The following is a 21598-nucleotide window of genomic DNA, read 5'->3' on the forward strand; positions in this document are numbered from 1 at the left end:
GGATGACGGCTACGACGTGAGGGCGTCGGCTACGGCCGCCCGTAGACCGCCACCATGAGGTGTTCCGCCACCTTGTTCATGTCCTGGCCCTTGGCGTCCGTGGAGTTGACGCTGTACACGAGGGTGCGCGAGCCGTCGCGGGTGGAGGCGATGGCCGCGTTGTAGCCCCAGCGCCCGCCCGTCTTGCCCCACACCTCGCGGCCGCCCAGCACCTTCATCGACAGGCCGATGGAGTACGCGGCCGGTTTCCCGGTCCTGAAGTCGGCCACCTCCGGCAGCGTGAACATCTCCTCCAGGAGCGGTCCGCGCACGACCCGGCCCTGGAACAGGGCGCTGGTGAACCGTTCGAGATCCGCCGTGGTCGAGACGATGTCCCCGGCCGCCCAGCCGTCCGTCGTCCCCCACACGGACACATCGCGCAGCCCGGTCGTGCCGTCGTCCAGCCGCATGGTCTGGTAGCCGTGGTTGTGCCGGCCGACGATGCGCGGGTTCTTCCCCGGGAGGTAGGTGTCGCGCAGCCCGAGCGGGTGCAGGATCCGCCGGGCGACCTGACGCTCGTACGCGTCACCGGTGACGCGCTCGATCAGCAGACCGGCGATCGTGTACCCGATGTTGAGGTAGTGCTGCCGCTCGCCCGGCGCGAACTCGGGCTTCTTCGACGTCGCCGAGCGGACCATGTCCCGGGGGTCGTAAATCCGGAAGCGGTCGGCGTACGCCTCCTCGAGCGTGCCGGGGAAGTCGGGGGCCGGGATGCCGTGCGTGTGGTCGAGGAGCTGCCGGACGGTGACGTCCTCGTACGACGCCGGGATCAGCTCGGGCAGGTACGAGCGGGCACTGCGGTCCAGGTCCAGTCCGCCCTCGGCGGCCAGTTGCAGGGCGACGGCCGCGGTGAAGACCTTGGTCACGGAACCGGCGCGGAAGCGGGCGCCCGGATCGGCCGGCCGGCCGGTCCGCAGATCGTGCACGCCCGAACTGCCCCGCCAGACACCCTCGTCGCCCCCGACGCGCACGAGGGCGGCGGTCGCCTCGGCGCTGGGCAGGCCGGCGATGGCGGCGGCGAGCGCGGGGTTCTCGTGCTGGGTGGCTGTGTGGGCCGTGGCCCGGTCGGGAGGCGTGGCTGCGGCGGCCGGGAGGACGGACGGCCCCGCCACGACGCCCACGAGGAGCGCGGCGGCCAGCAGGGAAGTGGTACGGGTCATGGTCAACTCCGTTGATATGGGCCGTTGTTGTCTGTACGGCTCCATCCTCCGGACCTGGGGCGTCGCGCGGATCGCCCCCGCAGGGGGTCCCGGGCGGTCAGTTCCTCGCCGACGAGGGGGAGGGCGCGGCCCGGCCCGCTCCCCCGGGCGGGGGGTCCCCGGCCGCGACGAGACCGGTCTCGTACGCGCAGATCACGGCCTGGATCCGATCCCGCAGCCCCAGCTTCGCGAGCACGTTGCCGACATGCGTCTTGACCGTGTGGTCGCTGACCACCAGCTCCGCGGCGATCTCGGCGTTCGACAAACCCCGGGCGAGCAGCAGCAGTGTCTCGCGCTCCCGCCCGGTCAGCACGTCCAGCCGGGTGGCGGGCTGCGGGTGCCTCGTGGATCGCGTGTACTGCTCCACCAGTCGCCGGGCCACGGACGGCGCGAGCAGCGAGTCGCCCCGGGCGACCACCCGTACGGCATGGACGAGGTCGTCCCGGCGGACGTCCTTGAGCAGGAAGCCGCTCGCGCCCGCGTGCAGGGCGTCATAGACGTACTCGTCGGAGTCGAAGGTCGTGAGCATCACCGTCCGGCAGTCGCTCGCGGCGCTGATCGCCCGGCAGGCCTCGATCCCGTCCATGCGCGGCATGCGCACATCGAGCAGCGCCACATCGGGGGCGTGCCGCCGCACCGCCTCGACGGCCTCGGCCCCGTCGCCCACCTCCGCGACGACCTCGATGTCCGGCTGGACGTCCAGGATCAGCGCGAAGCCGCTGCGCACCAGCTCCTGGTCGTCGGCGACCACCACCCGGATCGTCACGGCCCGGCCTCCACCGCGGCCGGTACGGGAAGCCGCACCCGCACCTCGAACCCCCGCCCGTCCGCTCCCCGCCCGGTCATCGCACTCCCCCCGAGCGCCGCCGCCCGCTCCCGGATCCCGACGAGCCCCTGCCCGCCCCGTTGACCGACGGCCCCGGCCTGCGGGCCACGCCCGTCGTCGGTCACCCGTACGCACAAGTCGCTCTCTCCGTAGGTCAGTTCTACCGTGACGGTACGGCCTCCGGCGTGCTTGACGGTGTTCGTGAGGGCTTCCTGGACCACCCGGAAGACGGTCGCGGCGACCGCCCCCGACAACGGCCGGACGTATCCCAGCGTCCGGTACCCGACATCCAGCCCACTGCCGGCCCGCACCCGGTCGAGCAGACCGGGCAACTCGGCGAGCCCGGGCTGCGGTTCGCGCAGGGGGACGCCGTCGCTCTCCCGCAGCAGGCCCAGCATCCGGCGCAACTGCACCATGGCGTCGCGCCCGGCCGCGGAGATGGCGTCGAAGGCGGCCTCGGCCCGCTCCGGCGCGGCACGCACGGCCACCGGCCCGGCCTCCGCCTGCACGATCATCAGGCTCACGGCGTGGGAGAGGATGTCGTGCATCTCCCGTGCGATCCGGGCCCGTTCGCGCGCGGCGGCCTGCTCGGCCTCGACGCGGTGGGCCCGCTGACGGGCGTCGGTGAGCCGCCCGAAGACATAGGCGGCCACTAACACGAAGACGGAGAAGGTCAGTTCACGAGCCGACCGGGTGTTGAGCCACACCCCCACCGGCACGGCGACCAGCAACACGGCCCCGGTGACGAGCCGCCCCCGCGCGGGCGACAGCGCGGCAATCGTGTACACGACCACAAGCCCGGTGTACGGCAACGGCTGCCCGGGCCCGTCCACGGCCAGCCGGTACAGCGCGTTGGCGGCCAGCACCGCGAACAGCACGGCGACGGGGGCGCGCCGCCGCCAGACCAGGGGCACCACGGTGAGCGTGCTGAGCCCGTACGCGGCCCAGGTCGCCGGCGGCGCCCCGGCCGCCCGCGGCACGACGAACGGCATGGTCATCGCGCCCTGGACCAGGAGCGCGACACCGATGTCGACGACGAGCGGATTGGCCCCCGCCAACGCCCGCCCGCGCTCCCACCACTCCCGTATGGCCCCGCGTATGCCCCCCACGCCTCGACACGGTAGCGGCCCGACGCGACACGTGACTCCAGCGGAACCATGCGTGGTCTTCGTCGCGATCACACACAGCCGTTCCCGGCAGGCCGGCCAGGCGGCATCCGCAGTGCCGGTGGGGTGAAGCCGAGGCGGTATCGGCGCGGCGACAGTGCCGCACCGAGATCTGATCGGAGACGCTGTCCGCCGGAGAGTGGGTGCAGACGAGAACGGAGCGCATCCCATGGGGCTGACAGGGAGATGGCGACGTGTCCGCCGAGTCCAATAAGGCGCTGGTACGCCGGTTGTTCGAGGAAGTGCTCAACGGTCGGCGCATGGAGATCATCGACGAGCTGGCCGCGACGGACTACCAGGAGCACGACCCGCTGCCCGGGCAGCGTGAGGGGCGTGAGGGACTGAAGGATCGAGTGACCATGCTCGTGGAGGGGCTGGCACCCACCTTCAGCATCGACGACATGATTGCCGAGGGGGATCGCGTCGTCGTCCGTTGGACCAACAGCGCCACCCATTCGGGAACCTTCCTGGGCATCCCTCCGACGGGACGATCATGCCGCTTCGCCGGAGTCGACATCTTCCGGCTGGACGGCGGCCGGCTTGTCGAGCACTGGCACGTCGTCGATCAGCTCTCCATGCTCCAGCAACTGGAGCTGCTCCCGTCAGCCTGAGCCCGAGCCGGTGTGGCACGTCAAAAAAAAGGGGGCGCGGGAGCATCCCCGGCGTTGCCGGCGAGGTGGTGGACGCGTCCGCTGCGGGGCCCGCGTCCCTGGTGACCACGGGTCCCGCTACCCGACCCGCTGCATCGCCTTCCGCTGCCGTTCCGCCATCGCGGCCCCGGACTCGCGGCGGGCCATCCTGCGCAGGACGGACGGCGCGACGAGCAGTCCGGCGACCGCCCAGACTCCCAGCACGCCTGCTGTCTCCAACTGCCGCCAAGATTCGCCGACCTCGGCGGCGACCGCTCCGGCCGGCAGCAACGCGGCCCGCAGACCGAGGCCGAGCCAGTACACGGGGAAGATCTGCCCGACGGTCTGCAGCCACCCGGGCAGCTCCGACAGAGGGAAGTAGATCCCGGAGATCGCGACGAGTCCCATCACGGGAAACATCAGCAGACCGATGGCGCGCGGACTGCTGACGAGTGAGCCGATGACGGCGCCCACCGGCAGGGTCGCCAGCAGACCCAGCGGCACCACCCACACCAGCGTCAGCAGTCCCCCGCCGCCCTGCCGGGCGACCCCGTCGACCAGGAACACGCCGACGGCGAAGGGGAGGGCCATGGAAGCGAGAGCCGTCCCGGACACCATGATGATCTTGCCGACCAGGTGGCCGACCATGCCGTGGGGCACGGCCTTGGCCCGCAGCAGGGTGCCGTCCTCGCGCTCGGTCGCGAGCAGTTGCGCCGTGGTCATCATCCCGGTGAACGCGAGCGTCATGCCCAGCAGGCTCGGCAGCATGAACGCGCCGGTCGAGATGCCGGCGCCCTTCAGCGGATCGTCCTTGAGCAGGAACAGCGGCACCATGAGCAGGACCGTCCAGAGTACGTAACCGAACACGTCCTGGCCGGTGGTGAAGGTCTGCCGGAGTTCCGTCCAGCCGCGCCGCACCCCTACTCCGGCCGCGTACCACACCGGACTCATCGCGCTTCCTCTCCGAAGGCGTGTGCCGCCCGCTCCTCGGGGACGCTCCCCGTCTCCAGCTCCCGCACCATCGTCAGGTAGGTGTCCTCCAGGCTCGCCCGGCGCACCTCCAGTCCGCCGACCGCGTCGCCGTGGTCCTCGAACAGCCGGCGGACGAACCGGGTGGGCTCGGCCGTCGACTCCTCGAAGGGCCGCCCGTCCAGCGTCCAGCGCACGGTGGCCTCGGCCGATGCCTTCCGGGACAGCTCCTCGGCGGTGCCGTCGGCCACGATCCGGCCACCGGCCAGGATGAGGATCCGGTCGGCGAGTTTCTCCGCCTCGGCGAGGTCGTGCGTGGTCAGCAGCACGGTGGTGTCCCCGTCCGCGAGCCCGCGGACCAGGCCGTGGAACTCGTTCCTGGCCTCCGGGTCCAGACCCGCCGTCGGCTCGTCCAGGAACAGCAGCTCGGGCCTGCCCACGATGCCGACGGCCACGTCGAAACGCCTGCGCTGCCCGCCGGACAGGGTCCCGACCCGTTTGCCCGCCTGCTCGGTCAGACCCACGGCGGCGATGAGTTCGTCGACGTCCCAGGGCCGTTGTACGAGGGCGGTGGAGTACGGCGCGTAGTACGAGCCGAGATGGGCCAGCAGCTCCCGCACCCGCCATTTGCCGTGGTCGCGCCAGGACTGCAACACGATGCCCAGGCGCGCACGCCACCGCTCGTCCCCGTGTGCCGGATCGGTGCCGAGGACGCTCACGTCACCGGCCGAGCGCATCCGGAAGCCCTCCAGGACTTCGATCGTGGTCGTCTTGCCCGCGCCGTTCGGCCCGAGCAGCACGACGACTTCGCCTCGCCGGGCCGTGAAGTCGACCCCCTTCAGGACGTCCTGGCTGCGGTAGCGCATCCGCAGATCCCGTACGTCGATGACCCGGTCGCTGTTTGGCGGTGGGCTGCTCCCGGCCTCGGATAAGGCGTGAGCGGTTGTCATCGGTGTTCCCCCGTCCGTCTGGCAGCAGCTGGTCGGGCTGCCCTGGCCGAACACATTACCGAAGGGTGTCAGCGCCGGGCCGGTCCCCGCGGCTGGCTCTTCTCGCCCTCGGGCGCCCCCTCCGCCCCGTACAGCCGGGCCGACGCGTCGACATGGGCCAGGCGGCGCAGTGCGCTGAACACCGCCTCGCGCTGTGTACCGTCGAGGTTCAGCAGATGGCCATCCCTGATCGCGACAGGGAAGGGCCCCGACGCTTCGGCGGCGAGAGTCGGGGCCGTGGTCTTGCTTTCCTCCTCTCGGTCTACGTCGCGTGCGACTCGTTACCGGGGTCAGACATGGTGGCGTTGAAGTACTGGAACGCCGAGAACTCGTAGCCGCTATGGTGCGTCAGGCCCGCGTGCTTGAGACACCAAACGTGGACGTCGTCCGCGTCGGCCGTGTCGGCGGAGCGTTCGCCGCACGTGAGGCACCTGCCGCAGTGACGCACGGCCATGGTCGGCACGGCCGTCAGCGTCCATTCCGCGAACCGGTACCGGCCTCGTGTGATCCCGTTGCACGCGCTCATCCGCATGCCTCAACCGGACACCGCGGCCCGTCGCCGTCGGCGCCGTCGTCCGGGTCGTCGACGCTGTCGTCTGCGTCCTGGGCGTCGTCCGGCTGGGGCAGGCGTGCGCCCCGGCTGTCGGCGACGCGCAGTACATCGCCGAGGCACTGGGTAGCCGCACGCAGGGCGAGACGTAGCGCGTACTCCCCGGCCTTGCGGTCGTCCAAGACGGCCTGGGCGCCCGTGAGGACATCGGCGCCGTCGCGCAACTGGTCCGCCTCGATCTCGTCCGCGATGCGGGCCAGGGCGCCCGACGTCCCGTTCGTGGACAGGAAGCACGGCTTGCCGGTGTCGCTCTCCCACGGCAGCAGCCGCAGGCCCGGTCCGATCGTGGTCACGGCGTTGCGGTCGTAGCTCATCCGGCCGTCACCTCCGCCCCGTGCATCCGGCGCGGGCTGATGTCGATGCCGTACGTCGCAAGTACCAGCACGCGCCGTCGTGCCCGTCGCCGTCGTTCCTCCTGGCGACGTTCGTGTGCGACGAGGTAGGGGCGCACGAGGCCGATGTCCTCACCTCGCAACACGGGGACGCGTGGGAGACGGGCCGTCGGCAGGTCCACGGTTGGCCTGGGAACTGTCTCGGCGCTCCGGTGCCGTCCCGCTGCGGGAAGCAGTAACCGCAACAGCAGCTCGAAGATGCCGGCGATAAGGTGCAGCATGTCGTCAACCTCCATGGGGTTGGTGGCCACGCCCCCGGACCGTCGCCACGGTCGCGGGGGTCTGTGCATCTGTCCCCCCCACACTTCCGCCCCTGGTGGCGCGTTCCTACTGCGTTCCATGACCGTTAGGAACGGAACAGGTCTACCGTGGAAAGCGTTCCTAACGTCCCAGGGGGTTACCCGTGAACGAAGCGCTGCGTCGCGCCATGCTTCAAGCCCGCGTGACGGATCGTCAGTTGGCAGAGAGATGCGGCGTCGACGTCAAGACTGTCGGCCGTTGGATCACCGAGACGGGACGGATCCCCCGTGCCCGCCATCGGTGGGCCGTCTGTGAGGCACTCGGAGAGGAGGAAACCGTGTTATGGCCAGCAGCCGTGAGGAAGGCGATCAAGGTCGGTCCGGATCGTGAGGTCGTTTCCGTCTATCCGTACCGATCCGGCTGTCCGGCTTCGCTGTGGCGGTCATTGATCACCAAATCCGAGCGTGAGCTGACGTTCGCTGGTTACACCAACTACTTCCTGTGGCTTGAACAGGCACGATTCGGTACCGCGTTGCGGCGTAAGGCTGCACAGGGGTGCCGGGTGCGCTTTTTGGTCGGCGACCCGGACAGCGATCTCACACGGTCACGAGAGCAGGACGAAGATGTTGCGCTCACGCTGTCGACACGTATCCGTGTGACGCTCGCCGAATTGGAGAAGATCAGAAGACAGCCGGGTGTCGACGCGAGGTTCAGCGATGGACATGCGTACCTGTCCGTGTTCCGCTTCGATGACGACATGATTGTTACGCCCCTGCTGACGCACAGCGTTGGACACGATGCCCCTACGCTGCATCTGCGTCGTCACCAGGACGACGGCATGTTCGATCGCTTCGCTTCGCACATTGAGGAGCTTTGGAAACGGGGCACTCCGGTATGGGGAGAGGAAGCAAATGGGTAGGCGCGATTATGAGGACGACCCGAACGCCCCTGCCGCGAACAGCTTGGTTCCTGCCGCTTCTGCCATCGTCGTCGACGACTCCGGGCGCATCCTGCTTCAGCGTCGGCGCGACAACGACATGTGGGCGCTTCCTGGCGGCGCCATGCACATTGGCGAGTCATTGCCGGAGTGCGCGATTCGGGAGACGCTCGAAGAGACGGGTATCAATGTCGAGATCATTGGCATTGTCGGGACCTACACCAACCCTCGCCACGTCTTCGCCTACGACGACGGCGAGGTACGGCAAGAGTTCTCCATCTGCTTCCTGGCTCGCCCTGTGGGCGGACAACTCGCGGTGTCCGAGGAATCAACCGACGTCCGCTGGTTCGAGCCCGCAGAGATTGACACGCTCCCCATGGTCGCCAGCATCCGGAAGCGAGTGAACGACTGGCGCGACGGCAACATGCCAGCCGCCCGGTAGTCGGCAGACGCGGACGCCGTCGTGAACTGTCGCCGGCATGGGGGCCATTCCGCCAACTCGCCCCGGAGCCGTTCCACTTCCCCCAACCTCACTCCGGGCAGCTGCCCACAATCAGCCGGGATCACTCGACGTAACGAAGTGCTACTAGTCGACGCCGGGCGCGGTCTTCTTCCTGCTCCGCGCATCGGCGACGGCGTACGGAAGCCCGGGAAGGAGCAGCGCCAGGGCCGCCCACAGTGGCAATGCGAACAGCTCCCCGTCGCCGCCCAGCCATTGGGAGAGCAGCACTGCGGGCAGGCCGACGGCAAGGGCGACCGTTAGGGTCCTACCGAGCCCCAGGCTGCCGCGCCGCAGCTCCCAGGCGACCGTGACCGCTGCGACGACGGTCCAGAAGGCAACATCGTTGACGCTCACGACCCGTTCGGTGGTCCACCGGAGCAGACACGTGGCCAGCATCAGCCAGCCGATCACGAAACAGACCATCGCCGCCGTGCGCAGCAGCCGGCGGGCAAACGGAGCGCGGGCCCGGGCCCAGGAGGCGGCGAACTCCTTCACGTCGTTGCCCACGACGTCCTGGGGCGTGCGGCCTGCGGCCACCGCGTCGTCCAGATGAGCGGAGAGCTCGTCGAGCATCTCCCGGACGGATCCGTCGTCGATGCCCCGGTACTCCCAGTTGCTGCGGCAGACCGCGAGTATCTGCTGGTTCGTCATGGTTCGCTGGTCCGTCATGGTGCGCTTCCCCCCGTGGGTTCGGTGGCGGTCAGGATCCGCCCCACACGTCCGCTGAAGGCGTGCCATACGGCCCGGCCGCTCGCCAGTTCGGCACTTCCCGCTTCGGTCAGGCGGTAGTACTTGCGTGGGGCGCCACCGCTGGCCGACGGGGCGCGATACGAGGAGATGAGCCCCTCCCGCTCCAGCCGGGTGAGCAACGGATAGATACTGCCTTCGCTCACGAGATCGAGCCCGTTGTCGGCGAGTGCCGCCACGAACTCGAAGCCGTAACGCGGCCGTTCGGCGATCAGCGACAGCAGGCACAGATCGAGCACTCCGCGCAGCAGCTGGCTACGACGCTGGTCACCGGTAGCGGGCAGCCCCTTTGTCATGCGATACAAGATAGTCCACCATTGTCATGCGCCGCAAGATACTTGTGGCGCATGACAATGAGTGGTTCCGACGGCGCAGGTACGTGCGGCAGATCTGACTCCAGCCTGATCGGCCGGACAAGTCCCTGGGCGGGCCTCTGGCACACCGTCGACGATCACTGTCCTCAGCACGTCGGCCGTCGCCTTGTCCACCCGTAGTCGGTGGACCGGGGTCGTGCCGAAGTTCTTGATCGCCGCGTGGTTCTCATTCCAACCGGTGATCGCCACTGAGGATGCCCTCGCCCGCTGTGCAGCAGCCAACGCCTTCTGCCGCACGCGGTGCTGGGACAGGGCGATGGCAACGGCAACGGCTGAAGCAGTGAAGGTGCTAATCGCAGGCGATAAACCCGGCTACGTCGGGGATCATCCCCGGGATACTGGTCGCCCATGGATGAGGTCAAAGTCGTTGTCGCCCATTCCGAGCGCGCGACTCTGCACGTCGGCGACGTGTTCCTGAAGGTGGACGCCGATCAGGCGCGCATCGACGTCGAGGTCGAGGCGATGTCCCTCGCGCCGGTCCCGACCCCGGAGGTCCTGTGGCGCCAGCCGCCCGTGCTCGCGATGGCTGCACTCCCGGGGACGACGCTTGGGCGCCTCGGCGGGCCGTCGACCGGGTCGCCGGCGGCGTGGGCCGCGGCGGGCGCCGCCATCCGGAAGCTGCACGACGCGCCGCTGCCGCCCCGGCCCGGCCGGGCCGGCCGGAGCATCGTCGCGCTGGCGGCGGAACTCGACGACGAGTGCGAGTTGCTCGTGACGAACGGCCTCCTGCACGCTGACCTGGTCACCCGCAACCGCCAGGTCGCCGAGGCCGCGCTCCGGCCATGGACTCCGGCGTTCACACACGGCGACCTGCAGATCGCGCACGTCTTCGTCGACGGCGACGAGGTCACCGGCATCATCGACTGGTCCGAGGCGGGCCAGGGTGATGCCCTGTACGACCTTGCCACCTTCACGCTCGGACACGAGGAGCACCTCGACGACGGCGTCGCCGGCTATGGCACCGACATCGACCTCGACGTGATCCAGGCGTGGTGGTCGTTGCGAAGCCTGCTGGCGGTTCGCTGGCTGATCGAGCACGGCTTCGACCCGTTCCTGCCGGGCTGTGAGGTCGACGTGCTGAGAAACCGGATGTGAGGCTGCGCGGGCCCGACTGCTACGAACTGCGTTCTGACGCGTCGAGCAGGCCATCCCCTGGGACCGCTGCTGGTTCTCACGATCCTGCTGTCGCCGTTCGGGCCGCTGGTGTTTCTGGGGCTGCGTGCGGTGAGGGCGGGGGCGGCGGGGGCAAGTCCCTCGACCGGCGGGCCGGTGGGGAGTCAGGCGCGCAGGTAGGCCAGTACTGCCAGGACGCGGCGGTGGTCGTCGGGGGCCGACGGGGGCAGGTCCAGTTTCTGGAGGATGCTCGCGATGTGCTTGGCGACGGCCGCGTCCGTGACGACCAGGCGGCGGGCGATCGCCGCGTTGGAGCGGCCCTCGGCCATGAGGGCGAGGACCTCGCGTTCGCGGGGTGTGAGCCGGTCCAGGGGGTCGCGGCGGCGGGCGAGGAGCTGGCGTACGACGTCCGGGTCGACGACCGTCGCCCCGGCGGCGACGCGGGCGACGGCGTCGGCGAACTCCTCGACGTCGCCGATGCGTTCCTTGAGGAGGTAGCCCGTTCCGACGCTGCTGCGGCGGTCGTCCAGGAGCTCGTCGGCGAAGGTCTGCTCGACGTACTGGCTGAGCACGAGGACCGCCAGTGCGGGCTGCTCGGCCTGGAGCCGGCGGGCCGTGCGCAGGCCTTCGTCCGTCTGGCCCGGTGGCATACGGACGTCGGTGATCACCAGGTCGGGGCGGTGTTCCCGGGCGGCGGAGAGCAGGGCCGGGCCGTCGCCCACGGCGGCGAGCACCCGGTGGCCGAAGCGCTCCAGCAGATGGACGAGACCTTCCCGCAGGAGGACGGCGTCTTCCGCGAGCACGATGCGGAGGGACTGCCGCATCACGTCTCCGCTCTCAGGAAGGTGGGCCGGCGCACGGGATCTCCGCTCTCAGCAGTGTGGGTCCGCCCGGCGGGCTGGACAGGAGCATTCTGCCGTCGGCGGCGGCGATCCGGTCGGCGAGGCCGACGAGGCCCGTGCCGCGAGCGGGGTCGGCGTCGCCGGAGCCGTTGTCCTCGATGTCGAGGCGGAGCACGCCGTCACGGCAGCGGGCGGTGACGCGGCAGCGGTCGGCACCGCTGTGCCGGGCGATGTTGGTGAGGGCCTCGGCGGTGACGTAGTACGCCGTCTGCTCGACGGCGGCCGGCAACCGGCCCGGGAGGTCGAGGTCGAGGTCCGTGGGGACCGGGCAGCGCCCGGCGATGTCCCGTGCGGCGGCGGGCAGTCCGCGTTCCGTCAGGATCTGCGGGTGGATGCCCCGGATCAGTTCGCGCAGCTCGGTGAGCGCCTCCTTGGCGAGCGCGTGGGCCTCCCCGACCTGCTTCGCCGCCGCGCTGCCGGGCGGCAGGTCGAGGGTGGCCAGGCCCAGCTTCATGGTGAGGGCGACGAGCCGCTGCTGCGCGCCGTCGTGCAGGTCGCGTTCGATGCGGCGGCGTTCCGTCTCGAAGGCGTCGACGAGGCGAGCCCGGGAGCGTACGACCTCGCGCAGTTCGCGGTCCTTCGGGAAGAGCACGGCACGGCCCACCGCCGCACGGACGGCGGCCCACGCTCCGATGGGATACGCGGCCACGGGCAGCAGCAGCGCGCCCGCGACCGGGCCCGCCACGGTCTGCCAGGGCAGGGCGGTGGGCTGGAAGGGCGTCAGGAGGAGGAAGCCCGGGATGCCGAGCGAGACCAGGACCACGGCGAGGTCCAGCCAGCCGACGGCCAGGACGGACACGGCGCCGTAGCCGGCGGTGCGGGGGCTGCGCCGCGGCCGCTGCCGGTCGCCACTGCCACGGCTGCCGTCACCGTCGCCCCGGTCGACGAGAGCGAGACGGCGGCGTTCCAGGGGACCGGCGAGGGCGACGGCGAAGACCACCAGCGCCGCGGCGCAGAGCATCCCGGCGAATGTGCCGATGGGCGCGGTGAGCAGCCCGGCCACACCGAGATAGACACCGGTCGCGAAGACCCCGCCGGACAGCAGGTACCCCAGTGCGCGCCACGGCCAGGCGGTACGGAGAAACCCCAACGGGCTGCGGGTGAGGGCCTCCAGGACCGTTCGAGGGCTGACGGCTGCCGCGCGATCCATCAGTTCGTCTCAGCCCCTCTCGGCTTGTGTCGTGACGGCGTGAAGCTCTCCGACCGAGGATCGTGCGTCATGGCGTGCCCTGCCTTGTAGTGGCCCTGGCCTTTGCCTCCGTGGACGGAAACGAGTGTTCCCTCATCGAATGCGTGACCTTTGCGGGCGCTGTGCGTTGGGTGCGGTGAGGGAATCTTCGAACCCGGGGGGAGGTTGCCAAGTGGGCGGGAAGTTCAGGGCGCGGCCCGGTTGCGTGGTGCAGGCCTATAAGTTCGCTCTCGATCCGAACGCCGGGCAGGAGCGGGCGCTGCGTTCGCACTGCGGTGCCGCTCGTGCCGCCTACAACTGGGCCGTGTCGTGGGTGACCGCCTCGTGGTGGCAGCGCAAGGCCGAAGCCACCTATGGCATCGGCGAAGAGGAGTTGACGCCGTGGCGGCCGTGGTCGCTGCCCGCGCTGCGCAAGGAGTTCAACCGGGTCAAGTCCACCGAGGCGAGATTCGCCGACTGGTGGCAGGAGAACTCCAAGGAGGCCTACAGCACCGGCCTCGCGAACGCGGCCGCCGCGTTCGACAACTACGCCAAGTCCAAGCAGGGCAAACGCAAGGGATACCGGGTGGGTGTCCCGCGCCGGAAGCCGAAACGGAAGGCCCGACTGGCCTGCCGGTTCACCACCGGCACGATCCGCGTCGAACCGGACGGCCGGCACGTCACTCTGCCCCGCCTGGGCACGATCCGCACCCACGAACCCACCGTCAAGCTCCTGGACCGCATCCAGGCCGGCACGGCGCGCATCCTGTCCGCGACCGTCCGGCACGAGCGCGGACGCTGGTTTGTCTCCCTCCAGGTCGAGACCGCCCGGGAGATCACCCGCGTTGCCCGGCCGGATGCGGTGGTCGGGATCGACCTGGGCGTCAAGCACCTCGCCGTCCTGGCCGACAGCTCCGGCGAGATCCGCTACGAGCCGAACCCGAAGCACCTGGACGGAGCGCTGAAGCTGTTGCGGTTCCATTCCCGCCGTGTCTCCCGTCGGCAGGGACCGGACCGCAGGACCGGCCAGAAGCCGTCGAAGCGGTGGGAGAAGGCCAACCGCGAGCGCAACAAACTCCACCACCGGGTGGCGAACCTGCGCACCGACGCCCTGCACAAACTCACCACCCGCGTGCGCGCCGAGTACGGCACCGTCGTGGTCGAAGACCTCCACGTCGCCGGAATGCTCCGCAACAAACGACTCGCCCGCCACGTGGCCGATGCCGGATTCGGGGAGATCCGGCGCCAGCTCACTTACAAGGGCAGGCGCAACGCCTGCCCCACCATCGTGGCCAACCGCTGGTACCCCAGCTCCAAGACCTGCTCGAACTGCGGCGCGACGAAAGCCAAGCTGCCGCTGCACGTGAGAGTCTTCGACTGCGACGAGTGCCCGCTTGTGATGGACCGGGACGAGAACGCAGCCCGCAACCTGGTCGCCCTCGCGGCGGCCTGCACCACTGGTACCGGAGTGGCCGGAGACCAGGGCGCCGACACGGCGCCGAAGCCCCGTGGAGCCGACCGTAAGACCCGCCGCCAACGCCCCGGCCGGAACACCGGCCGAGGCGGGCGGGCAGGTGGCGCAAGCCTGCCGCACCAGCGGCGGAAGGAAACGGGAGACCGTCGTCAGGACACCGAAGCGCAACCCGCGCTCTGGTGACACCGTCACGGACCTTCCAGACGCAAACGCCTGGATTGCTTAGAGACGCTGAGGCTCTGAGTAACGGCTGCGCCGGGAACTGGGACTGCCGGTCGAGCTGTCGGTGGCCTGGCCCTGGGTCGCGGGCGTGGTGGCCGGCTGTCTGCTGCTCGCCACGGTGGCCACCGTTCTCCCGGCCCGGGCCGCGCTGCGGCGGATGCGGCGGGCGTGACGTCGGGCCGGGCGGACGGTCACCGTCGGACGACCGGGCGGAACGCGTCCCGTACGCCCGACTTGGACGTCGAGACGAACTGGTCGCCCGGCCCCAGGTCGTACATGTAGTACTCGTAGCGCAGGACGCTCGGGCAGCTTCCGCCGCCGATCTGGACCGAGCGGGGGTCGAGACGCTTGCCGGTGCGCAGTTCGTAGACCTTCAGGGGGATCTTGACCTTGTGGAAGGTCACTTGGTGGGGCAGGTACTTCGACTTGTCGTTCTCGTAGGAGCAGGTCTGCACGGCGGCTCCGTGCTCCGCCGCGCCCGCGCAGACCACGAGCGCGGCCTTGGCCGGGTCGCCGGTGCGCCAGGAGCCGGGGAGCTTGTCGGTGTACTCGGAGTCGCCGAGGAACAGGGCGCGGTGGGTGCCCTTGCGGTACGGCGGGGCTCCGCTGTACTTCGCGGGCTTGGAGCAGTAGCCGGAGCCGGCGCTGTAGGTGTTCTCGACCAGGCCGCGCACGTGGTCCAGTTCGATGGCGAGGGTGGCCTTGCGGACGCCGTCGCGGGCCTCGCCGGTGCGGGCGTCGTCCGGGTAGGCGTCGAGGAGTCGCTGGTAGTGGGTCCGTGCCTGCTGCCAGGCGTCCTCGCTCATGAGCTGGTCGCCGCATCCCACCAGGGCGGCGGGTTCCGTGCGGGCCGCCGTGCCGGCGGAGCGGTCCAGGACGCCGTGGCCGGTGCCGTGGTCGCGGAGCCAGGCGGTGAGGGCGGCGGTGTCGCAGGAGTCGTCGGTGGGCAGGCCGTCGAGGAAGGTGTCCAGCACCGTTCGGACGGTCTGCTCGTTGCCGGGCTCGTTCAGGACACCGGCGAGCGTGCCGAAGCCCCGCCCCAGGTCCTCGGTGCTGCCCCTGCGCGCGGCACGGGCCAGCGTGGCCGCCGCCCCGTCCAGCCGGTGGCACGCCTTCACCACCGCGTCGCCGGGTTCCACCACCGGGGCGCCCGCCAGGCGGTGGCCCCACCACACCTCGCCCTGCGCGGCCACGGCCGCCGCGCAGTCGCCTCTCTCGCGGGCCTCGGTCACGCGGTTCGCGATGCCGTACGCGTCGGCACGGAGCAGTACGGCGGCCAGCACCACCGCGAGCGCCAGGGCGAGCGTCGCCGCGCGCTGCCCGCGTCGTACGGCCTGCTCCGGGCGGCGACGCGCCAGGAACCAGCCGTGGGCGATGCCTGTCGCCCACCACAGGAACAGCAGGATCTCGTACCGGGTCTCGGCCGTGGAGGCGGCGAGGTCCAGGAGCACGGCCGTGCCGAGCACGGCGATCGCGGCCAGTCGCCTCCTGCGCAGCAGCAGATAGCCGATGCCGAGCAGCGTGGCGTTGCCGAGGGCGACCGCCCACGGGTCGGCGGGGGCCGCGGGCCGCGGTGGGTCGGCGGGGACCGGCGGCCGGGGCGGGTCGTACGCGGGGTAGGTCATGCCGGGGTCACCCCCGGAGCCGGGGCGCGTACCGAGAAGTACCGGCGGCCCGTCTCGCCGCTCACCGTCCACAGGGCCGCCAGGTCCGCGAACGCGACCAGGAACGCCGGGAGGCTGGGTGCCCCGGCGACCAGCGAGCCGAGGGAGGCGAAGACCATCCCCAGGGCCGCGAAGGACAGGCACACGATGAGCGCCACACGGACCCAGAGGCGGCGGCCCCGCGCCACGACGAGGCAGGCGACCTGGAGTGCCGCCAGGCCCCAGCAGAACAGCGCCAGGAACCAGGCCATGGCCATCGGCATCAGCAGGTCCTGCCCGTGGTCCAGCTTGCTCTGGTTCTCGTCGATGACCGCCCAGCCGCCGAAGACGTTGCCGAGCGCGTGTGCGCCGGCCAGGACGAGGACGAAGATCAGGGATTTCGGCATACGCGTCGTCGCGGAGTCCGGCATCGCGGTCACCTCACGCCCTCCTCGTCCGGCAGGTCGTAGACCCGCGCCCAGTCCACTTCGTAGACGGCGCTCTGCAGGCCGTCCCCGTGGAAGTTGTCGAGCTGGATGGTCTGGTGCATCGACGGGGCGCACTGGATGCAGTCCCGGTCCGCGTTCGCGCCGCCGGAGAAGCGGAACCACTCCTCGCCGTCGAGGAAGCCACGCAGGTGGCCCGGGGTCCACTCGACGGCCACGTTGTGCCACCGCGACAGGTCCACACCGCACGTGCGGGCGTGCTCCTGCTGGACGGGCACGTCCTGCGGGTGCGGGTAGTGCAGGAACGCCTCGGCGCACCTCTCGCCGGGGGCGCCGTTCTCCAGGTAGTCGTACTCGCCGTCCTCGGGGTGTTCGTTCGAGTCCGGCCACAGGATCAGCAGCGGGTGGTACGGCCGGCCGTTGTCGGGGGCGGTGGCCCGGGAGCGCACGCGGGCCTCCCATCTGCCGTACTTCTGGCCGTACCGCGAGGCGAGCCAGCCGGTGTCGCCGTCCGCCTCGCCGGTCATGCGCAGGACTCCGCCGACGACGCGGGTGTTGGCGTCGCAGCGGCGGCCGTTGTCGCCGTGGCCCGGCCAGCACTCGCCGGGACCGCCGCCGGCCAGGCGCCACTTGGCGCGGTCCGGTACGGCGGGGCCGGCCTCGGAGCCGTAGCCGAACTCGTCCGACCACGCGGGGAGCGGCTCGCCCCAGCCGTACCGCTCTGCCGCCGTTGATGCCGAGTGGGGTGCCGTCGTCGCCGTGAGCGTCATCGTGAGTGCCGCCGCGCCCAGCCCCACGGCGAGGTGCCGGGTGCGATGTCGTCCGTCCATGGCTCTCCTCCAGCCTGTCGCGGGTATGTGCGGACGTGGGGCGGCCCGAGCCCTCCCCTCGCAGGGTTCGGACCGCCGCCCCATGGCCGTCACGGCCACGTCCTTGGGCCATTCGACCGCCGTGCGCGGTTGTTCGGCTGGCCCCTCACCAGCACCGAACAACCCCGGGGCGTGAACCGGACCGTGTGGCCTGGAGGAACCGTGAGGATCGCGTGAACGCCCGTGTCCTGGCGGCCGATTCGGCCGATGGTCGGGGGAGGGCGTACGAGGTGAGGGGGGCGGGTACGTGCCGGGACAATCAGGGCCGGGGCGCGCCGAGGGCGAGCTGGATCCGGACGCCGGACCGGTGCAGCGGTTCGCCGCCGGGCTGCGTGCGCTGCGCGAGGCCGCGGGCAGGCCCACGTACCGGGAGATGGCCCGGCGGGCGGGGTACGGCGTGACCACCCTGTCGCAGGCGGCGGCGGGCAAGCAGCTGCCCACCCGGGCGGTGACGCTCGCCTACGTCAAGGCGTGCGGCGGCGACCTCGCCGAGTGGGAGCGGCGCTGGCGCGAGGCGTCGGACGAACTGGCCGCCGAGACCGCCGCCGAGGACACCGCCCGGCCGCCCTACCGCGGCCTGACCCGGTTCGAACCGGGCGACGCCGGACTGTTCTTCGGCCGCGACCGGCTCGTGGAGCGGCTCACCGAGCTGAACCGCAAGCACCGCTTCACCGCCGTCTTCGGCCCCTCCGGCAGCGGCAAGTCGTCGCTGCTGCGGGCGGGCCTGATCCCCCGGCTGCGGGCGGTCGACGGCGATGACGTGCCGCCCGCGGCCGTACGGATCCTCACCCCCGGCGCGGACCCGCTGCGCACGCACGCCGAGCGACTGGAGCCCGTACCGGACACCGACGCCGACACCTGGCTGATCGTCGACCAGTTCGAGGAGCTGTACACCCTCGGTGCCGACCCGGCCGACCGCGACGTCTTCATCGACCGTCTCGTCGCCGCCACCGCGGCCGACAGCAGGCTGCGCGTCGTCATCGCGGTGCGGGCCGACTTCCTCGGCCGGTGCGCCGAACACCCGGGGCTCACCGCCGCGTTGCAGGACGCCACGCTGCTCGCCGGGCCGATGAGCCGGGCGGAACTGCGGGAGGCCATCGTCCGCCCGGCCACGGCGGCCGGCCTGATCGTCGAACGCGCCCTGACCGACCGCCTGCTGGACGAGGTCGAGGGCGCCCCCGGCGGACTGCCGCTGATGTCGCACGCCCTGCTGGAGACCTGGCGCCACCGCAGCGGCCGGGCCCTGACCGAGGCCGCGTACGAGGCGGCCGGCGGACTGCACGGCGCCGTCGTCCGGACGGCCGAGCAGGTGTACGGCGAACTGACCGCACCACAGGCGGAGTTGGCCCGCCGTGTCTTGCTGCGACTTGTCGCACCAGGCGACGGGACCGCCGACACGCGCCGCCCCACCGACCACGCGGAACTCGACTTCGGCGACCCCGCCGACACCCGGGTGGTCCTGGAACGGCTGGCCCGGGCCCGCCTGATCACCTTCGACGACGGCACCGCCGACCTCGCCCACGAGGCGCTCATCACCGCCTGGCCCCGCCTGCGCGCCTGGATCGGCGCCGAACGCGACCGGCTGCGCGTCCACCGCGCGCTCTCCGAGGCGGCCCGCACCTGGCAGGACCTCGGACAGGAGAACGCCGCGCTCTACGCCGGCTCCCGGCTGTCCGCCGCCCGCGACGCCTTCCCGGCGGACGACGCCACCCCCGGCAGCGACGAACTGACCCCGCTGGAGAGGCGGTTCCTCACCGCCTCGCTCCGCCGCCGGCACCGCGCCGCGCTCCTGCGCCGCACGGTCGTGGCCGTCCTCGCCGCGCTCGCCCTGCTCGCCACCGGCACCGCGGTCGTCGCCCTCCAGGCCCGCGCGACCGCGCAGGCCGAACGGGACGACGCCGTGTTCGGGCAGCTCACCGCCGAGGCCGACCGGGTCCGCGACACTCACGCGGGGCCGGCCGCCCGGCTCGACGTGGCCGCGTACCGCATGCGCTCCACCCCGGACCTGCGCACCCGGCTGGCCTCGGACGCGGGCCGGGTCCTGGCCACGCGGCTGCCCGGCCACGTCGGGATCGGCAGCTCCGTGGCGTACGCGCCCGACGGCCGCACCCTCGTCGGCGGCGGCCACGACGGCACGGTCCGGCTGTGGGACACCGGCGGCAGGACCCTGGGCGAACCCCTGCGGCTCGGGACGGACCGGGTCGGCGCGGTCGCCTTCGCACCGGCGGGCCGCGACCTGCTGGCGGCCACCGGCGACGGCGGCGCCATCCGCCTGTGGGACGTGCGCGACCGCGAGCACCCCCGCCCCCTCGGCCGCCCGCTGGTGAGCCACGACGAGGAGAACATCGTCTCCGCCGCCTTCGCCCCCGACGGCCGCACTCTGGCCACGGCCGGTGACGACGGCACCGTACGCCTGTGGGACCTGACCGACCCGGCCCGCCCCACGCCCCTCGGCAGGCCGGCCGCGGCCGACGACTCGGAGGACCGCAGCGTCCGCGCGGTCGCCTTCGCCCCGGACGGGAACACCCTGGCGACGGCCGGCTACGACGGCACCGTCCGGAGATGGCGGTACGGCCAGGACGACGGCATCACACCGCTGGGCAAGTCCGTGCGCGCCCACACCGCCCCGGTCTGGACCCTGGCCTTCTCGCCCGACGGCCGCACCCTGGCCACCGCCGGTTTCGACGAGACCGTACGACTGTGGGACGCGTCCCGCCCGGCCCGGCTCACGTCCCTGGGCGAACCCCTCACCGGGCACACCGCGCCTGTCATGACGGTCGCCTTCAGCCCCGACGGGGAGACCCTGGCGAGCGCGGGCGAGGACGACGCGCCCCTGCTGTGGAACGTGGCCAACCCCGCCTATCCCCAGCGTCTCGGGGAGCCGCTGACCGGGCACACCGAGCCCGTGTGGGAGGTCGCCTTCAGCCCCGACGGGCGCACCCTCGCCAGCACCGGCGCCGACGGCGGCGTCCTGCTCTGGCACCGGCCGCCGACCGTCCTCACCGACTTCACCAACCCGGTCACCGCCGTCGCCTACAGCCCCGACGGCCGCCTGCTCGCCGCCGCCAGCACCGACGACGGGCTGGTGCGCCTGTGGGACGTGCGCCGCGCGGACCACCCGCGCCGGCTGCCGCGGCCGCTCACCCACGAAGACCGGGTGCTGGCCGTCGCGTTCGCACCCGACGGCCGTACGGCGGTCAGCGGCTCCGCCGACGGCACCGTACGCCTGTGGGACGTCTCCGCGCCCGACCGCCCCACCCCGCTCGGAGCACCCGTGCGCGCCCACGACGGGGGAGTCGACGCCGTCGCCTTCGCACCGGACGGCCGCACCCTGGCCACCGGCGGTGAGGACGGCACGGTACGGCTGTGGGACGTACGGCGACCGGAGCGCGCACGGCCGCTCGGCGCACCGCTGCGCGGCCACACCGACGCCGTCACCTCCGTGGCCTTCGCCCGCGACGGCCACCTCCTGGCCACCGGCGCCGAGGACGCCACCGCCCGCCTGTGGCACGTGGACGGCGACGGGACGCGGGCCCGGCCCGCGGGCGCCGCCCTCACCGGACACGACGAGTCGGTCGAAGCGGTGGCCTTCGCTCCGGACGGGCGGACACTGGCGACGGGCAGCGACGACCGTACGGTGCGGCTGTGGGACGTGCGGGACGTCGAACGGCGCGACCGCGCCCGCCCGTTGGGGGAGGAGCTGACCGGACACCGCGCCGCGGTCCGAGCCCTGTCCTTCGCCCCGGACGGTAAGACGCTCGCGACCGGCAGCGGCGACCGGACGGTCCGCCTGTGGGACGTGTCCGACCCGGCCCGGGCCGAGCCGTCCGGCCAGGAACTCACCGGCCACCTCGACACCGTGACCACCGTCGCGTTCAGTCCGGGCGGCGACGCCCTCGCCTCCGCCGGCTACGACCTGACGGCCCGGCTGTGGACGCTGGACGAGGACCGCGCGGCGGAGTACGTCTGCGAGCACACCGGCGGGGTCCTGACCCGGGCCGACTGGAAGGAGCGTCTGCCGCAACTCCCCTACAGGGAGGTCTGCGGAGACCAGTAGAGGTGCGGGCTTACGGGCGGGAGAACTTCAGCACGGCACCGTCCTTGTCGTGGGCGACGACGTTCGCTTTCAGGCCGTTGCCGAA

General features: G+C 71.8%; 21 protein-coding genes and 1 pseudogene. 7 read left to right on the top strand and 15 right to left on the bottom strand.

Translation table 11 applies throughout. The annotated features are described in order from the left end of the window. Positions 1-29: 29 nt before the first annotated feature. The 3 genes from HDA41_RS21050 to HDA41_RS21060 form a co-directional block, all read right to left on the bottom strand. The gene (locus HDA41_RS21050; protein ID WP_184986091.1) at positions 30-1199 is read right to left on the bottom strand and encodes a serine hydrolase domain-containing protein; all 1170 of its coding nucleotides are present in this window, start codon (positions 1197-1199) and stop codon (positions 30-32) included. 97 nt (positions 1200-1296) lie between these two features. Next, the gene (locus tag HDA41_RS21055; protein ID WP_184986093.1) at positions 1297-2004 is read right to left on the bottom strand and encodes a response regulator; all 708 of its coding nucleotides are present in this window, start codon (positions 2002-2004) and stop codon (positions 1297-1299) included. After that, on the bottom strand, positions 2001-3173 hold the full coding sequence (locus tag HDA41_RS21060; RefSeq protein ID WP_184986095.1) for a sensor histidine kinase: 1173 nt from the start codon (positions 3171-3173) through the stop codon (positions 2001-2003). Before HDA41_RS21060 ends, HDA41_RS21055 begins: the two co-directional genes overlap by 4 nt. A gap of 251 nt (positions 3174-3424) precedes the next feature. Here HDA41_RS21060 and HDA41_RS21065 point away from each other — a divergent pair, with 251 nt between their 5' ends. Next, positions 3425-3841, top strand: a complete 417-nt coding sequence (locus tag HDA41_RS21065; RefSeq protein WP_184986097.1) for an ester cyclase — start codon at positions 3425-3427, stop codon at positions 3839-3841. A gap of 117 nt (positions 3842-3958) precedes the next feature. Here the strand turns inward: HDA41_RS21065 and HDA41_RS21070 are convergent, their stop codons facing one another. The 5 genes from HDA41_RS21070 to HDA41_RS21090 form a co-directional block, all read right to left on the bottom strand. After that, entirely contained in the window at positions 3959-4810 is an 852-nt protein-coding gene (locus HDA41_RS21070) for an ABC transporter permease (protein ID WP_184986099.1), read from the bottom strand. Continuing rightward, entirely contained in the window at positions 4807-5778 is a 972-nt protein-coding gene (locus tag HDA41_RS21075; protein WP_184986101.1) for an ABC transporter ATP-binding protein, read from the bottom strand. The genes HDA41_RS21070 and HDA41_RS21075 overlap by 4 nt, the downstream gene beginning before the upstream one ends. Before the next feature lie 301 nt (positions 5779-6079). Beyond that, positions 6080-6343, bottom strand: a complete 264-nt coding sequence (locus HDA41_RS21080; RefSeq protein WP_184986103.1) for a DUF7848 domain-containing protein — start codon at positions 6341-6343, stop codon at positions 6080-6082. Further along, positions 6340-6741: a hypothetical protein gene (locus HDA41_RS21085; protein ID WP_184986105.1), complete on the bottom strand. Its 402-nt coding sequence runs from the start codon at positions 6739-6741 to the stop codon at positions 6340-6342. The genes HDA41_RS21080 and HDA41_RS21085 overlap by 4 nt, the downstream gene beginning before the upstream one ends. Then, on the bottom strand, positions 6738-7040 hold the full coding sequence (locus tag HDA41_RS21090; RefSeq protein ID WP_184986106.1) for a hypothetical protein: 303 nt from the start codon (positions 7038-7040) through the stop codon (positions 6738-6740). Before HDA41_RS21090 ends, HDA41_RS21085 begins: the two co-directional genes overlap by 4 nt. A gap of 182 nt (positions 7041-7222) precedes the next feature. Here HDA41_RS21090 and HDA41_RS21095 point away from each other — a divergent pair, with 182 nt between their 5' ends. Beyond that, positions 7223-7978 (top strand): DUF5919 domain-containing protein, encoded by a 756-nt coding sequence (locus HDA41_RS21095; RefSeq protein ID WP_184986108.1) that lies wholly within the window; start codon positions 7223-7225, stop codon positions 7976-7978. After that, positions 7971-8438, top strand: coding sequence for an NUDIX domain-containing protein (locus tag HDA41_RS21100; protein WP_184986110.1), 468 nt, complete (start codon positions 7971-7973; stop codon positions 8436-8438). The genes HDA41_RS21095 and HDA41_RS21100 overlap by 8 nt, the downstream gene beginning before the upstream one ends. 144 nt (positions 8439-8582) lie before the next feature. On the opposite strand, the gene HDA41_RS21105 is transcribed toward HDA41_RS21100, so the two are convergent. Together HDA41_RS21105 and HDA41_RS21110 are read right to left on the bottom strand one after the other, a co-directional pair. Next, positions 8583-9167, bottom strand: a complete 585-nt coding sequence (locus HDA41_RS21105; protein ID WP_184986112.1) for a hypothetical protein — start codon at positions 9165-9167, stop codon at positions 8583-8585. Next, positions 9164-9541, bottom strand: a complete 378-nt coding sequence (locus HDA41_RS21110; RefSeq protein WP_086854660.1) for a PadR family transcriptional regulator — start codon at positions 9539-9541, stop codon at positions 9164-9166. Before HDA41_RS21110 ends, HDA41_RS21105 begins: the two co-directional genes overlap by 4 nt. Before the next feature lie 426 nt (positions 9542-9967). Here HDA41_RS21110 and HDA41_RS21115 point away from each other — a divergent pair, with 426 nt between their 5' ends. Continuing rightward, positions 9968-10714: a phosphotransferase family protein gene (locus HDA41_RS21115; protein ID WP_184986114.1), complete on the top strand. Its 747-nt coding sequence runs from the start codon at positions 9968-9970 to the stop codon at positions 10712-10714. A gap of 57 nt (positions 10715-10771) precedes the next feature. Next, positions 10772-10912: pseudogene (locus tag HDA41_RS42730) on the top strand (ABA4-like family protein); the annotation flags it as partial. Here HDA41_RS42730 and HDA41_RS21120 read toward each other — a convergent pair. Both HDA41_RS21120 and HDA41_RS21125 read right to left on the bottom strand, forming a co-directional pair. Next, positions 10897-11556: a response regulator gene (locus HDA41_RS21120; protein ID WP_184986116.1), complete on the bottom strand. Its 660-nt coding sequence runs from the start codon at positions 11554-11556 to the stop codon at positions 10897-10899. The pseudogene HDA41_RS42730 and the gene HDA41_RS21120 overlap by 16 nt on opposite strands. Positions 11557-11569: 13 nt before the next feature. Further along, positions 11570-12784, bottom strand: a complete 1215-nt coding sequence (locus tag HDA41_RS21125; protein ID WP_184986117.1) for a sensor histidine kinase — start codon at positions 12782-12784, stop codon at positions 11570-11572. A 211-nt stretch (positions 12785-12995) separates the two neighbouring features. Here HDA41_RS21125 and tnpB point away from each other — a divergent pair, with 211 nt between their 5' ends. Beyond that, the gene (gene tnpB, locus HDA41_RS21130; RefSeq protein ID WP_184986119.1) at positions 12996-14459 is read left to right on the top strand and encodes an IS607 family element RNA-guided endonuclease TnpB; all 1464 of its coding nucleotides are present in this window, start codon (positions 12996-12998) and stop codon (positions 14457-14459) included. A gap of 230 nt (positions 14460-14689) precedes the next feature. Here the strand turns inward: tnpB and HDA41_RS21135 are convergent, their stop codons facing one another. From HDA41_RS21135 to HDA41_RS21145, 3 genes are read right to left on the bottom strand one after another with little or no spacing between them, the layout of a single operon-like run. Then, on the bottom strand, positions 14690-16123 hold the full coding sequence (locus HDA41_RS21135) for a hypothetical protein (RefSeq protein WP_184986121.1): 1434 nt from the start codon (positions 16121-16123) through the stop codon (positions 14690-14692). Continuing rightward, positions 16120-16581 carry a hypothetical protein gene (locus HDA41_RS21140; RefSeq protein ID WP_184986123.1) on the bottom strand — a complete coding sequence of 154 codons (462 nt, stop codon included), beginning with the start codon at positions 16579-16581 and terminating at the stop codon, positions 16120-16122. Before HDA41_RS21140 ends, HDA41_RS21135 begins: the two co-directional genes overlap by 4 nt. After that, positions 16578-17417, bottom strand: a complete 840-nt coding sequence (locus HDA41_RS21145) for a glycoside hydrolase family 16 protein (RefSeq protein ID WP_184986125.1) — start codon at positions 17415-17417, stop codon at positions 16578-16580. The genes HDA41_RS21140 and HDA41_RS21145 overlap by 4 nt, the downstream gene beginning before the upstream one ends. A gap of 286 nt (positions 17418-17703) precedes the next feature. On the opposite strand from HDA41_RS21145, the gene HDA41_RS21150 reads away from it, so the two are divergent. After that, a complete protein-coding gene (locus HDA41_RS21150) occupies positions 17704-21513 on the top strand; it encodes an nSTAND1 domain-containing NTPase (protein ID WP_184986127.1) in 3810 nt (1269 codons plus the stop codon). Positions 21514-21598 lie beyond the last annotated feature (85 nt).

The sequence above is a fragment of the Streptomyces caelestis genome (assembly GCF_014205255.1).
GTDB lineage: Bacteria > Actinomycetota > Actinomycetes > Streptomycetales > Streptomycetaceae > Streptomyces > Streptomyces caelestis.